Raw genomic sequence first — 12,754 nt, 5'->3', positions numbered from 1 at the left:
GGCCATCGGTGACAATGTGGCCCATGGCTGAAATCAACACCCCATCCTCTGTATTGCTGGCCAAATCGGACCAAAACCTGGTCTGGCTGGACTGTGAAATGACCGGCCTGGACCCGGAAGTCGAACGCTTGATCGAAATCGCCGTGGTCGTCACCGGACCTAACCTGGAGCCCCGGATCGAAGGCCCGGTACTGGTTATCCACCAGGCGGATGCGCTGCTGGACAAAATGGATGCCTGGAACAAGGGCACGCACGGCCGCAGCGGCCTGATCGACAAGGTCAAGGCCGCCACGCTCACAGAAGCCGAGGCTGAGCTGCAAATCATCGCCTTCTTAGCCCAGTACATCCCCAAAGGCACCTCACCCATGTGTGGCAACAGCATTGGCCAGGACCGCCGCTTTCTGGCCAAATACATGCCCAAGCTGGAAGCGTTTTGCCACTACCGCAACCTGGACGTGAGCACGCTGAAAGAGCTGGCCAAGCGCTGGCGACCCGAGGTGGCGGCTGCGTTTAAAAAGCAGCAAGCCCACACCGCGCTGGCCGATGTGCATGAATCGATTGAAGAACTTGTGCACTACCGCACACACTTTTTGAAGATGACCGCCGATTAAATTAGGTGGAAACCCGAATCCGGGCTATAATCCGAGGCTGCACTAGAAATTATCTAGTGCACTTTGCACATCTCCCTTCACACATCTGGCGCACAAAGTTGCGCCAACTGGTACCAGGTTTCAATACCTTCTAAAGTACTGGCCCCGTTTGATGGTTGATGTTTTTTAACCATTAATGGGGCGCACTGCAGCCTTTGCGGTGTCTCCGTGTGAGTAATTAAATGAACGACTCTTTTGATGTCGCGGGTGATTTTTCGCCTGCCGCTAACTTTTCTTCCACCAACGACACCTTCGTGACCGAGACTTTGCTGTCCGTCGAAGGCGCTGACGTGGCTGTTGCCGCTGAAGTGGATGCGGCTCCCGCACTGCCCAACGGCTTTGTGACCCTGGGCCTGGCTCCTGAGCTGGTGCAAGCCGTGGCCGACCTGGGCTACACCCAGCCTACCGCTGTGCAAATGCAAACCATCCCCATGGCCATGCAAGGTGAGTCCGCTCGCTTTGTCGACCTGATGGTGTCCAGCCAGACCGGTAGCGGCAAAACCGCCGCTTTCTTGCTGCCCGTGCTGCACACCTTGCTGCGCCAGCAAGCCGAAGCCGAAGCTGCTGAGCGCGCTGAATACGAAGCTGCTGTGGCTGAAGCCGCCGCCAATGGCGAACCCGCTCCCAAGCGCGCCAAGCGCAAAGACCCCACCAATGCACGCAACTTCAAGGCCGCCACCCCCGGCGCCCTGATTCTGTGCCCCACCCGCGAACTGGCCCAGCAAGTGGCCCACGACGCGATTGGCCTGGTGGCCCATTGCCGTGGCCTGCGCGTGGCCAACGTGGTCGGCGGCATGCCTTACCAGTTGCAAATCGCCAAGCTGCAAAACGCCAACCTGGTGGTTGCCACCCCCGGCCGTTTGCTCGACTTGCAGCGTTCGCAGCAAATCAAGCTGGACCAGGTGCAATTTCTGGTGGTGGACGAAGCCGACCGTATGCTCGACCTGGGCTTCTCGGACGACCTCGCCGATGTGAACCAGATGACCATTGGCCGCAAGCAAACCATGATGTTCAGCGCCACCTTCGCGCCGCGCATCCAGCAACTGGCCCAGCGCGTGATGCGCGAACCCCAGCGCGTGACCATCGACAGCCCGCAAGAAAAACACCAGAACATCAAGCAAATCTTGTTCTGGGCCGACAACGCCCAGCACAAGCGCAAGCTGCTCGACCACTGGCTGCGTGACACCTCGATTGCCCAGGCTATCGTATTTGCCAGCACCCAGATCGAGTGCGATGGCTTGGCTGCCGACCTGCAACAAGAAGGCTTCAGCGCCGTCGCGTTGCACGGTGCACTGAGCCAAGGTTTGCGTAACCGCCGTCTGATGGCCCTGCGCCAAGGCCAGGTGCAAATCCTGGTGGCAACCGATGTGGCTGCCCGTGGTATTGACGTGCCTAGCATCAGCCACGTGTTCAACTTTGGCTTGCCCATGAAGGCCGAAGACTACACCCACCGCATTGGCCGCACCGGCCGTGCCGGTCGCGACGGTATCGCCGTCACGTTCGCTGAAATGCGCGACCGTCGCAAGATTTTCGACATCGAAAGCTACAGCCACCAGCAGTTCAAGTCGGAAGTGATTCCCGGTATGGAGCCACAACAGCGCCAGCCCGATTCGCGTCCTCCCCGCGCCGGTTTCGGTGGTGGCAGCCGTGATGGCGCACCCCGTGGCCGCAGCTTCGGTCCTTCGCCGCGTGGTAACGATCGTGGCGGTGACCGCGGCGGCTTCGGTGGCGGTGGCAATGGTGGCGGCTTCGGCGGCGACCGTGGTGGAGATCGTGGTGGTCAACGCGATGGTGGTGGCTATGGTGGTGCCAGCGGTTTCAACGACCGCAACAGCCGTCCTCCAGCCCGTACCGGTGGCGGCTTCCAGGGTAACAGCGGTGGCTTTAGTGGCGACCGTGGTGCTCCACGCGGTGACTTCGCTCCCCGTGGCGACCGTGCTGACTTCGCCCCCCGTGGTGATTTCGCTCCCCGTGCCGACTTTGCCCCCCGTGGCGACCGTGCCGAGCGTGGTGACTTCAACGCACCCCGTCCCGCCTTCTCCAAGCCTGCGTTCAGCAAGCCCGGTGTTGGTGCTGGCAATGGCGGCAAGGTGTTTGTGCCCCGCGACACAAAGAAGCGTTTGGCTCCCAAGCCCGCACGTTAATTCTTAAGGTTTTGACCTTGTAGAAAAACCAGGCCCTGCGGTCTGGTTTTTTTTCGTCCAAAGCATACGGGCGCTTTATTTGCACCGTGGTGAGCCGCCACAATACCGGCATGAACGCTACCCCCGTGCCCCCGATTTCATCCCCCGCCGACTACACCCAACTGTTCACACTGGCCCCGGTGTCCCTGTGGCTGGAGGACTTCAGCGCACTGAAACGTCTGTTTGACCGCTGGCGTGCCGAGGGCATTACCGATCTGCGGGCCCATGTGGCGCTACATCCTGAATGCCTGGCCGAATGCGCTGCATCCTTGCAGGTGTTAGAGGTCAACCAGCGCACGCTGGAGCTGTTTGGGGCCAGCAGCCAGGCGCATTTGCTGGAAAATTTGCCGCAGGTGTTTCGCGGTGACATGCTGGACCACCTGGCGCAGCAGATGATTCCCATGTGGGACGGGCAACTGGGCTTTGCGGTGCAAACCGTGAATTACACGCTGGACGGGCGGCGGTTGGACGTGAAAGTGCAGGCCCGCGTTCTGCAAGGCCACGAAGACCTCTGGGACCGCGTGATGGTCTCGCTGCAAGACATCACCCAGGAGCTGCAAACCTCTCACCTGCTTGCATCCAGCGAACAGCATGCGCGCAACATGTTCGACTACTCCCCGGTTTCCCTGTGGGTTGAGGACTTCAGCGCCGTGAAGCGGCTGATCGAAGACGTTCGCCTGCGCGGGATCGAAGACTTTCGCACCTTCATCAATGTGCACCCCGAGTTTGTGTCACGCTGTATGCAGGAAATCCGCGTCATCGACGTGAACCAGCAAACCCTCACCATGTTTGGGGCGCAAGACAAAGCCGAGCTGCTGGCCCGCCTGGGAGAGGTGTTCCGGGGTGAAATGCGCGACTCGTTTGCCGAGCAGCTTTGCGAACTGTGGCAGGGCAAGACCACCTTGATGCGCGAGGTGGTCAATTACCGGCTCAGCGGCGACCTGCTCAACATCCACATGCAGTTTGCCGTGCTGCCCGGGCACCTGGCCGACTGGGATCTGGTGCTGGTGTCGCTGGTGGACATCACTGCGCGCAAAAAGGCCGAAGCCTACCTCGAATACCTGGGCAAGCACGACTCGCTGACGCAGCTGCGTAACCGCGCTTTCTACATGGATGAGCTGAATCGCCTGTCGCGCAAAGGCCCCTGGCCGCTTAGCGTGCTGGTGATGGATCTGAACGGCCTCAAGTACATCAACGACGAATACGGCCACGCGGCGGGCGATGCACTGCTGCGGCGGGCGGGCGAAGTTTTCAGCAAGGTGGCGGTTCCCCAGGCCTGCGCGGCCCGCACCGGTGGCGACGAATTCGCCATGCTGTTGCCCGGTACCGACGAGCGTGGCGCGAAGGCCACCATCGACCGCATCCACTCGATTCTGGAGCTCAACAACCAGTTCTACACTGGCCACAAGCTCAGCATCGCCATCGGCATGGCCACCTGCACTTCCAGCGATCAGCTGGAAGCTACGCTGATCCGGGCCGACCGCGCCATGTACGTCGAAAAAACCCGCTACTACCAAGAGCAGCACATCGAGCGGCGCACCCACAGCGGCTGAACACCGATGGGCACCACGCTGGTAGACGCGGTCCGCGCGTTCGCACCCCCGCTGCCTTTGACGGTGGCGTTCAGTGGCGGGGCCGACTCCACTGCCTTGCTGTTGGCCTGTGCCGAGCGCTGGCCGGGCCAGGTGCAGGCCGTGCACATCCACCACGGGCTGCAGGCCGCTGCCGATGATTTTGCGCGCCATTGCGAAGCTTTTTGCCGTCGGCTGCAGGTGCCGCTGCAGGTGGTGCAGATCTATGCCCAGCCGGCGCCCGGCGAAAGCCCGGAAGATGCGGCCCGCAAGGCCCGTTATAAGGCTTTTAAGGCGCTAGCCCAGGTGGAATCTGCGCAAGCAGCTATCAAAAACATAGTATTGGCCCAGCATGCCGACGACCAGGTCGAAACCCTGCTGCTGGCCCTGAGCCGGGGCGCAGGTCTGCCAGGACTGGCCTGCATGCCTGCAAGCTGGGTGCGCGATGGCATCCACTACCACCGCCCGCTGCTAGGCGTGCGGGCCGACCATATCCGCGACTGGCTGGCGCAGCGCGGCGTGGCCTACGTGACCGATCCAACCAACGCCGACCAGCGCTTCACCCGCAACCGCATCCGAGCCCAGTTGCTGCCGGTGCTGGAGGCTGCGTTTCCGCAGTTCCGCGACACCTTTGCCCGCAGCGCCGCCCACGCCGCGCAGGCGCAAACTGTGCTGGCCGAGGTGGCCGTGCTCGACTTGGCTGTGGTCGGCAATCCGCCTATGATTGCCGCGTTGCAAACCCTGTCGTACGCCCGCCAGGCCAATGTACTGCGGCACTGGCTCACCGGCTGCCACCGCACCACGCCCAGCACAGCGCAACTGCACGAGCTGCAGCACCAGATCGCCGCCTGCACCACACGCGGACACACCATCCACATTAAAGTGGGGGCGGGCTTTGCTGTGCGCCGGGGCCTATGGCTGGATTGGTACAATCCCAAAGCTTTGGGTGCCCTGTCTGCGGTGCCTTCAAGGCCCTTGTAATTCATGCTTCTTTTTTTGCCTTTGGCATCCACTTCTAGCGTCTTCTACATTCCATGGCATTGATCGTTCACAAATACGGCGGCACGTCGATGGGCTCCACTGAGCGCATCCGCCTTGTCGCCAAGCGCGTTGCCAAATGGGCGCGCGCGGGCCACCAAATGGTGGTCGTTCCCAGCGCCATGAGCGGCGAAACCAACCGCCTGCTGGGTCTGGCCAAAGAGCTGGCACCCGCCAAAGCCACCGAAGCCTACCAGCGCGAACTCGACATGTTGGCCTCCACCGGCGAACAGGTCTCGGTGGCCTTGCTGGCGATTGCGCTGCAAGGCGAGGGCATGGAGTCGGTCAGCTACGCCGGTTGGCAAGTGCCGATTCTGACCAACAGCGCTCACACCAAAGCCCGCATCGAGTCGATTGACGACCACAAAGTGCGTGTCGATCTGGCCGCGGGCAAGGTCGTCATCGTCACCGGCTTCCAGGGTGTGGACGAGGCGGGCAACATCACCACGCTGGGTCGGGGCGGCAGTGACACCTCCGCCGTGGCCGTGGCTGCAGCCATGAAGGCTGCCGAGTGCCTGATCTACACCGATGTGGACGGCATCTACACCACCGACCCGCGTGTGGTGCCCGAAGCGCGCCGCCTGAAAACCGTGGGCTTCGAAGAAATGCTGGAGATGGCCTCCATGGGCTCCAAGGTGCTGCAGATCCGCTCGGTCGAGTTTGCCGGCAAATACAAGGTACCGCTGCGCGTCTTGTCCAGCTTCACCCCCTGGGACATTGACATCGAGATTGAAGCCAAATCTGGCACCCTGATTACTTTTGAAGAAGACGAAAATATGGAACAAGCCATTGTCTCGGGCATCGCGTTTAACCGCGACGAAGCCAAAGTCTCCGTGCTGGGCGTGCCCGACACCCCCGGTATCGCCTACCAAATTCTGGGTGCCGTGGCGGATGCCAACATCGAAGTCGATGTGATCATCCAAAACGTCAGCAAAGACGGCAAGACCGACTTCAGCTTTACCGTGCACCGCAACGACTTCGCCAAGACGGTCGACTTGCTGAAAGAAAAAGTGCTGCCCAAGCTGGGTGCCACTGAAATCATTGGCGACGCCAAAATCTGCAAGGTCAGCATCGTCGGCATCGGCATGCGCAGCCATGTGGGCGTGGCCTGCAAGATGTTCCGCTGCTTGTCGGAAGAAGGCATCAACATCCAGATGATTTCCACCAGCGAAATCAAAACCTCGGTGGTGATCGACGAGAAGTACATGGAACTGGCCGTGCGTGCGCTGCACAAAGCTTTTGAACTCGACCAGCCCGTAGCCTAAAAACAGCTGAAAGTCGTGCGATAATATTGGTTTTGGAGACGTGACCGAGTGGCCGAAGGTGCTCCCCTGCTAAGGGAGTATGGGACTTAAAATTCCATCGAGGGTTCGAATCCCTCCGTCTCCTCCATAACTAATGACAAAGGCCGCTAAGGAGCAATCCCTAGCGGCCTTTTTCATTGGTAAATCACTGCCTGACACTACAGGGAGCGACAGTAAGCGGCATTGACTGGCAGACCAAACCGGGGGTACAAACGGGGGTGCAAGTGGCAAAACTGGGGGGAAAGGGGCATTTTGTACCCCCACTCTCCAATGAAAACGCCTTGTACCCCCACCCCTAATAGGAAGTTGTACCCCCATGCTGACCGATGCCCAATGCAGAAACGCAGTTTGCCCGCCTGACAAGAAACAGGCGCGGCTCAGTGATGCCGGGGGCATGTACTTGCAGATAAGTCCGGCAGGCTCCAAACGCTGGTTTCTGAAATACCGCACCGCAGGGGTAGAGAAGCAACTAGCCCTAGGCAGCTACCCCGATGTAAGCCTGACGGCAGCACGTAAAGCCCGCGATGCCGCCAAACTCCAAAAGTCCGAAGGGCGCGACCCGGTGCAGGTCCGCAAGATCGAAAAGCTGAAAGCCTTGATTCCAGAAGGCGACACCTTCAAGGCCACCGCGTTGGAGTGGTACGCCAACAAGCGCGACAGTTGGAGCATCCACTACGCCACCCGTGAAAAGCGCAATTTGGAAAAAGACCTGTTTCCCTACCTTGCCGCCCGGCGCATGGGTGACATTGAACCGATTGAGCTGCTGGCGACTATCCGGCGCATAGAAGAGCGGGGCGCTCTGAGCGTGGCCCACCGGGTACTAACCACCGCCGGGCAAATATGGCGTTATGCGGTGGCCACGGGCCGGGCTGGGCGGGATGTGAGCGCAGACCTAAAGGGGGCGCTAAAGCCATTCCACGGTAAACACTTTGCGGCCATTACCGAGCCGATAAAGCTGGGTGGGCTGATTCGGGCAATACGCGGCTACCAAGGCGGGCAGATTGTGCGGGTGGCGCTGCAACTGTCCCCCATGCTGCTACAGCGCCCAAGTGAGCTACGGGCGGCAGCGTGGGCAGAGTTTGACCTAGACGCGGCTCTGTGGACCATTCCAGCCGCCCGCATGAAACGCAGCGTGGAGGGCAAACGCAATGGTGACCCGCATCTAGTACCACTACCCGTGCAGGCAGTGGAGCTATTGCGAAAGCTGCATCCGCTGACCGGGCACGGCGCTTTACTGTTCCCCGGCGAACGCAGCCACGACCGCCCCATATCTGACAACACATTACGGGCAGCATTGCAGACGCTGGGGTATGGCGGCGACGTGCAGAGCGTTCACGGTTTCAGGGCCACGGCACGCACCCTGCTGGCCGAGAACCTGGACGTCGACCCACTGGTGATAGAGGCCCAACTGGCCCACGCCGTGAAGGATGCCAACGGGCGGGCCTACAACCGCACCCAGTACCTGAAGCACCGCGCCACCATGATGCAGCAATGGGCCGACTACCTGGACAAGCTGGCCACGGGCGCGGATGTGATCCAGCTTAAGGCCGCATGACGCGGCGCATTGTTCGGGTCGGGGTAGTCCTGCTTGTGTCGACCGCTTCAGGCTGTGCCAGCCACTACAGCCCGGAGTTGGTCATTGATCCTTATGGGTTCTTTTCGGGAATATGGCACGGCATCCTTTTCCCGCTTTCTTGCCTTACAAACCTTATTTCGTGGACGCTGGGGCTGATTGGAATTAGCGTTTTCGATTCGATACAAATCTTAGGACGGCCCAACACCGGATTCTGGTACTACGTCGGCTTTGCAATCGGGCTTACATCGTGGTCGACGGCAAGCGCATAAAGGCGATGATGGCAAAGATTTTTCTTTTGAGTTTGATGGTTTTCAACATCACGGCCTGCACGCCAGCAGAAGGTAATTTCACGCTTTATCGAAATAGCGTAATTGACTCCAACATGCGTATTCACGTAGCTAGTTTTGATGCCGCTGACGGCGCAAAGTACAACAATGAAAACTGCAATGTTGCCGGTGAACTTTTCAAGAATCAACCTGGCGTCACGGTCCGGTACTGGTGCGAGAAAGGCAATTACGCAAAGTAGCCGTTGGGGGCACTGTAGCCAGCACAGAGCCGTATAGAGACAGTTTTAAGCCACGCCTAGCCACGGACTAATTACCCGTGGTGAAAACCGGGACTCCCTGACCCGGCGGCGCTGGTTTTCTTTTCAGGTGCGAGACAGGGAAACGTGATGGACGAGGTGAAAGACCTTTCAGGCTGGCAGTACATTGAGGCCTGGACAATTGATGAGGCCGCCATGATATGGGCCGGAATAGACCCACTTGATTACTTGGGCCGTGATTGGCTGACGTTATTGAAGGGCTGGTATTCAGTGGCGCGGTATAAAAAAGTGCTCTTGCATCAAAGGGCTATTGCGGAGGCGGTGTGCAGTGGAAGCTTGTCGTTTATCGAGGCCCTAGAGGACGATAACCATTACAACAACCCCGAGGGCACTAAAGTGTTTTTCCCCGATTTGCCAGCGGCAACGCGAATCCTTACGCGACATACCCGTATAAAACAGGCAGCGTTTTTGCAGTGGGCAAAAAGCAAAGGGATACTTTCCGCCCGGCAGGAGCTGCAGCGGATGCCGAAAAACGAGCCTCAAAGGGCAACACTCACAATTACCGACGCCATCGAACTGTCCGTAATCCCCACGGCTTCAATACTGGCCATATCTGGCCCCGACTTTCGGGACGTAAATCATCCATGCCACGCTCCAGAGTTAAAGGCAGGTGTCGAAGTTTGGGAGAGCACTGTGGCAACTTGGGTCAATACCAAAGGGATAACTCCCAAGGCTGCCCTAAGGAGGGCTTTAAACGAGTGCGAAGCCTATAGTGAATTTGCAAAGGAACGTATTGAACGTATTAGTACGGCGGCAAACTGGAGTCCAAAAGGCGGAGTGCCAAAGACCCCCGGTTGAACCTACCTACCCTTGTGGGCGAACCTACCCACCCCCTGCAACCCGCATAGCTATTAGCTTTGCGGGTTTTTGTTTTTTTGACGGACCTTGAAAACGATGGGGAACCTACCCATCCATGATGCATTCCGGGTGGGTGGGTTTTCGCAACTTGCCCACCTATTCAAGGGCATTGTGAGCCGCGACATTCACTCCACTTACAGCAATCACTCTGCATGAACCGCCAAAGGGCGATAGAGGTAAACAATGTCAATTCTCAGAATGCCAGCCGTCAAGGCTGAAACCGGGCACAAGTCTCACGCCTCGATTTACACCGCCATCAAGACTGGGCTGTTCACCAAGCCCGTGCCCATTGGTGAGCGCTCTGTGGGCTGGCCTGACTACGAGGTCAAGGCCATTAATTCGGCGCGTATCGCAGGCCAGACCGAGACGCAGATTAGAGAGCTGGTGAACCGCTTGCACGCCAAGCGCATGGACCTGGTGGCCGCATGAATATTCTTTCTTGCCGGGCATTGCGGCGCTGTGCTACATTCGCTTTCGGTGCTCAAAACACCACAAAACAAGCGGGCAACCTCTCCGACAACGAGGTTTTTTCACGTCCAGAATTTAAGGTTTTGGGTGTGGGGATCGCCTATCCGCAAGGACGGTGGCACAACTTGTTTTGTGTTTTGAACCCCCACACCCATTCTGAGTGTCTCAAAAGCGCAAGGAATGGTTTTCAGTCTCGACAAGGAGCCGAAACCATGACCACGGTCAACACCACCACCACGCCCAAAACGGGCAACCCTTCCCCACTTACCCGTCAGCAAGCCATTGAAAACGCCTTGAGCATGGCGTTATTCCATATTCGCCATGGTGACGGCCTCAAAGGCATCCAAGCAGCCACGGTGAAGGCCACACGGGCCGCATCCATGCTCAAACAAGCCTGCGCCGAGTCTGTCACCACCTTGACTGTGGGGGCTTAAACCATGGTCGCTATTCACAAGCCTACGGGCAACAACGCCACAGCCACGCCCGAAACAGTCAGCGAGCAACTGGAATACCTCACGGCCAAACTGGCCCAGCTTTCCGCCTTGATGGCGCACGCCTATGGCGAGTCAGGCGAGGCGTTTCGCAACCTGAACGACGACCTACAGGACACCTATCTTTGGCATTGCGCCGACGTGGCGCTGGATTGTCACCAAGCCATTGGCAACGTCCATACCCAGTATCTGGCCGATTGCAAGGCCGCCCGCAAGAACGGCGGTGCAGCATGAGCACGCCTGCACTAGATTTTGACGCAGCACGCCGCGCCGTTTGTATGGATGCAACCTATGAGATTGAAGCGCTGGCGGCTGCGCTGCCCGGCCTTGTGCCAAAGGAAGTAGAGGGCGCGTATCTCGTTGTACGAGGCATCGCCGCACGCCTGGTGCACCTGTCCGGCGTGGTTATGGCTGGACTTGGTGACGATGCCGCAGAGACGACGGACCTGCAATACAGTGTTTCCGGCAGTATTGCATGAACGCCGCTATAACTTCAATAGCTGCCTGCGCAGGCAGTACGTGCGCTACAGCCCCAAAAGGCTTTAACCCCTGCACCCCCGAAATGCACGCGCTGCACCATGCCGCGCAAGCCCGCCTGCTGCTGGCGGCAGCGGAAATGCACCGCATGGACGGCCAGCTCAGCACCGACGGCCTAGACGACACATTCAACCTGCTGACCATGGCGCTGCACGAGGTGGAAACCCTGCGCAGTTGGTATCTGTTTGACCTGGCCCAAGCCAGCCACCCCACTACCGAAGGCCACCACCATGCATAAATTGCCTGTTACCCCATTCGGCACAGCCCCCACCGCCATGACAGAAAAAGCCTTTGCCACCCTGCAAGCCCAGTTCGCACTGTGCGGCCAGACCTTGAACCGCCTACCCGGCAGCAAGGCCATGTACGCCACCCGCTGGGGCATGGTGCGCCACTTGGCTACCGAGGAAGAAGCCCGCCTGTTTTTGGCCCGCATCGAAGGGAGACGCCATGAGTAACCCGTCCGAACACTTTAGGCTGGCGATGGCGGCGGCAGGGCTGGAACCCCCGGACACCATCCACGGCGACGGCGTGATCCACCGCTTCAACCCCACGGGCGCGGGCCACAGTAAAAACGGCTGGTACGTGCTGCACGAGGACGGCGTGGCGGCGGGTTCGTTCGGCTGCTGGCGGCAAGGTTTGCAGTCCACCTGGTGCGCCAAGTCGGACAACGCCATGACCGATGCAGAGCGGGACGCGCACCGACAGCGCATCAAAGCCATGAAGGCACAACGCGATGAAGCAGAGGCTGCACGCCATAAGGATGAAGCCGAGAAGGCCGCTGTTCGCTGGCAGGCGGCATCAACAATTTGTGCGCACCCATACCTAACCTTTAAGGGCATTGAGGCCTATGGCATCCGGCAGGACGGCGAGACACTGCTGGTTCCCTTGCGCGATACGGCAGGCAAGCTGCACAGCCTGCAGACGATTACCCCGGATGGCGAAAAGCGTTTCAAAGGCCGCATGAGGGGCTGTTATCACGCCATTGGCTGCAAGCCCGGTGACCTACTGGTGATTGCCGAGGGCTACGCCACGGGCGCAAGCATCCATGGGGCGACGGGCTGGCCGGTGGCGGTGGCTTTCAATGCGGGCAACGTGGGGCCGGTGGCGCTGGCGCTGCACAAGGCCTACCCGGCTTTGGCCTTGGTGATCGCGGCGGATGACGACTGGCGCACCGATGGCAATCCGGGCATGACGGCAGCGAAGCAAGCGGCGCTGGCCGTGGGCGGCTTTGTCGTGGCCCCCCAGTTCCCGGCAGACCGACCGGACAAGGCGACCGACTTTAACGACCTGGCCGCGCTGGCCGGACTAGACACCGTGCGCGCCTGCTTTTCTGAAATCGAGGTGCTGACATGCTGACATTGCTAAATCCAGAGGTATCAGAGGTATCAGGGGTGCAAGCCAGTATCCATGCGGGTTTGGCTGATACCCCGGCTGATTTTTCAGAGGTATCAGGGGTATCAGGCGAGGTATCAGG

General features: G+C 59.5%; 15 protein-coding genes and 1 tRNA gene. All 16 read left to right on the top strand.

The window, feature by feature from the left end; translation table 11 throughout:
• Positions 1 to 23 precede the first annotated feature (23 nt).
• The 16 genes from orn to AC097L_RS05115 all read left to right on the top strand — a co-directional run bounded on the left by orn (position 24) and on the right by AC097L_RS05115 (position 12,636).
• Entirely contained in the window at positions 24 to 611 is a 588-nt protein-coding gene (gene orn / locus AC097L_RS05190) for an oligoribonuclease (RefSeq protein WP_479585108.1), read from the top strand.
• A 221-nt stretch (positions 612 to 832) separates the two neighbouring features.
• The gene (locus AC097L_RS05185) at positions 833 to 2,794 is read left to right on the top strand and encodes a DEAD/DEAH box helicase (protein ID WP_479585107.1); all 1,962 of its coding nucleotides are present in this window, start codon (positions 833 to 835) and stop codon (positions 2,792 to 2,794) included.
• 110 nt (positions 2,795 to 2,904) lie between these two features.
• Positions 2,905 to 4,386, top strand: a complete 1,482-nt coding sequence (locus AC097L_RS05180) for a sensor domain-containing diguanylate cyclase (RefSeq protein ID WP_479585106.1) — start codon at positions 2,905 to 2,907, stop codon at positions 4,384 to 4,386.
• Positions 4,387 to 4,392: 6 nt separating this feature from the next.
• Positions 4,393 to 5,385 carry a tRNA lysidine(34) synthetase TilS gene (tilS, locus tag AC097L_RS05175; protein ID WP_479585105.1) on the top strand — a complete coding sequence of 331 codons (993 nt, stop codon included), beginning with the start codon at positions 4,393 to 4,395 and terminating at the stop codon, positions 5,383 to 5,385.
• A gap of 53 nt (positions 5,386 to 5,438) precedes the next feature.
• Positions 5,439 to 6,707, top strand: a complete 1,269-nt coding sequence (locus AC097L_RS05170) for an aspartate kinase (RefSeq protein WP_479585104.1) — start codon at positions 5,439 to 5,441, stop codon at positions 6,705 to 6,707.
• A 34-nt stretch (positions 6,708 to 6,741) separates the two neighbouring features.
• Positions 6,742 to 6,834: transfer RNA gene (locus AC097L_RS05165), tRNA-Ser, on the top strand.
• Between the two features lie 228 nt (positions 6,835 to 7,062).
• Complete coding sequence (locus AC097L_RS05160) at positions 7,063 to 8,301, top strand: tyrosine-type recombinase/integrase (protein ID WP_479585103.1); 1,239 nt, start codon at positions 7,063 to 7,065, stop codon at positions 8,299 to 8,301.
• Positions 8,302 to 8,569: 268 nt separating this feature from the next.
• Positions 8,570 to 8,848, top strand: a complete 279-nt coding sequence (locus AC097L_RS05155; protein WP_479585102.1) for a hypothetical protein — start codon at positions 8,570 to 8,572, stop codon at positions 8,846 to 8,848.
• A 147-nt stretch (positions 8,849 to 8,995) separates the two neighbouring features.
• A complete protein-coding gene (locus AC097L_RS05150; protein WP_479585101.1) occupies positions 8,996 to 9,724 on the top strand; it encodes a hypothetical protein in 729 nt (242 codons plus the stop codon).
• A gap of 243 nt (positions 9,725 to 9,967) precedes the next feature.
• Complete coding sequence (locus tag AC097L_RS05145; RefSeq protein ID WP_479585099.1) at positions 9,968 to 10,213, top strand: helix-turn-helix transcriptional regulator; 246 nt, start codon at positions 9,968 to 9,970, stop codon at positions 10,211 to 10,213.
• Entirely contained in the window at positions 10,210 to 10,686 is a 477-nt protein-coding gene (locus AC097L_RS05140) for a hypothetical protein (RefSeq protein ID WP_479585097.1), read from the top strand. Before AC097L_RS05145 ends, AC097L_RS05140 begins: the two co-directional genes overlap by 4 nt.
• 3 nt (positions 10,687 to 10,689) lie before the next feature.
• A complete protein-coding gene (locus AC097L_RS05135) occupies positions 10,690 to 10,977 on the top strand; it encodes a hypothetical protein (protein ID WP_479585096.1) in 288 nt (95 codons plus the stop codon).
• Positions 10,974 to 11,222 carry a hypothetical protein gene (locus AC097L_RS05130; protein WP_479585095.1) on the top strand — a complete coding sequence of 83 codons (249 nt, stop codon included), beginning with the start codon at positions 10,974 to 10,976 and terminating at the stop codon, positions 11,220 to 11,222. The genes AC097L_RS05135 and AC097L_RS05130 overlap by 4 nt, the downstream gene beginning before the upstream one ends.
• 83 nt (positions 11,223 to 11,305) lie before the next feature.
• Positions 11,306 to 11,518, top strand: a complete 213-nt coding sequence (locus tag AC097L_RS05125; protein WP_479585094.1) for a hypothetical protein — start codon at positions 11,306 to 11,308, stop codon at positions 11,516 to 11,518.
• A complete protein-coding gene (locus AC097L_RS05120) occupies positions 11,511 to 11,735 on the top strand; it encodes a hypothetical protein (RefSeq protein WP_479585093.1) in 225 nt (74 codons plus the stop codon). Before AC097L_RS05125 ends, AC097L_RS05120 begins: the two co-directional genes overlap by 8 nt.
• On the top strand, positions 11,728 to 12,636 hold the full coding sequence (locus AC097L_RS05115) for a toprim domain-containing protein (RefSeq protein ID WP_479585092.1): 909 nt from the start codon (positions 11,728 to 11,730) through the stop codon (positions 12,634 to 12,636). Before AC097L_RS05120 ends, AC097L_RS05115 begins: the two co-directional genes overlap by 8 nt.
• The last annotated feature ends 118 nt before the right edge of the window (positions 12,637 to 12,754 follow it).

It is taken from the genome of Rhodoferax sp. RT5P35 (genome assembly GCF_056521385.1).
Note: the sequence above shows the minus strand (reverse complement) of the source record. Positions and strands in the feature narration are given on the sequence as shown.

Coding starts and splice junctions, on each gene's coding strand:
- orn (WP_479585108.1), top strand. CDS start 24: ATGGCTGAAATCAACACCCCATCCTCTGTATTGCTGGCCAAATCGGAC.
- AC097L_RS05185 (WP_479585107.1), top strand. CDS start 833: ATGAACGACTCTTTTGATGTCGCGGGTGATTTTTCGCCTGCCGCTAAC.
- AC097L_RS05180 (WP_479585106.1), top strand. CDS start 2,905: ATGAACGCTACCCCCGTGCCCCCGATTTCATCCCCCGCCGACTACACC.
- tilS (WP_479585105.1), top strand. CDS start 4,393: ATGGGCACCACGCTGGTAGACGCGGTCCGCGCGTTCGCACCCCCGCTG.
- AC097L_RS05170 (WP_479585104.1), top strand. CDS start 5,439: ATGGCATTGATCGTTCACAAATACGGCGGCACGTCGATGGGCTCCACT.
- AC097L_RS05160 (WP_479585103.1), top strand. CDS start 7,063: ATGCTGACCGATGCCCAATGCAGAAACGCAGTTTGCCCGCCTGACAAG.
- AC097L_RS05150 (WP_479585101.1), top strand. CDS start 8,996: ATGGACGAGGTGAAAGACCTTTCAGGCTGGCAGTACATTGAGGCCTGG.
- AC097L_RS05145 (WP_479585099.1), top strand. CDS start 9,968: ATGTCAATTCTCAGAATGCCAGCCGTCAAGGCTGAAACCGGGCACAAG.
- AC097L_RS05140 (WP_479585097.1), top strand. CDS start 10,210: ATGAATATTCTTTCTTGCCGGGCATTGCGGCGCTGTGCTACATTCGCT.
- AC097L_RS05135 (WP_479585096.1), top strand. CDS start 10,690: ATGGTCGCTATTCACAAGCCTACGGGCAACAACGCCACAGCCACGCCC.
- AC097L_RS05130 (WP_479585095.1), top strand. CDS start 10,974: ATGAGCACGCCTGCACTAGATTTTGACGCAGCACGCCGCGCCGTTTGT.
- AC097L_RS05125 (WP_479585094.1), top strand. CDS start 11,306: ATGCACGCGCTGCACCATGCCGCGCAAGCCCGCCTGCTGCTGGCGGCA.
- AC097L_RS05120 (WP_479585093.1), top strand. CDS start 11,511: ATGCATAAATTGCCTGTTACCCCATTCGGCACAGCCCCCACCGCCATG.
- AC097L_RS05115 (WP_479585092.1), top strand. CDS start 11,728: ATGAGTAACCCGTCCGAACACTTTAGGCTGGCGATGGCGGCGGCAGGG.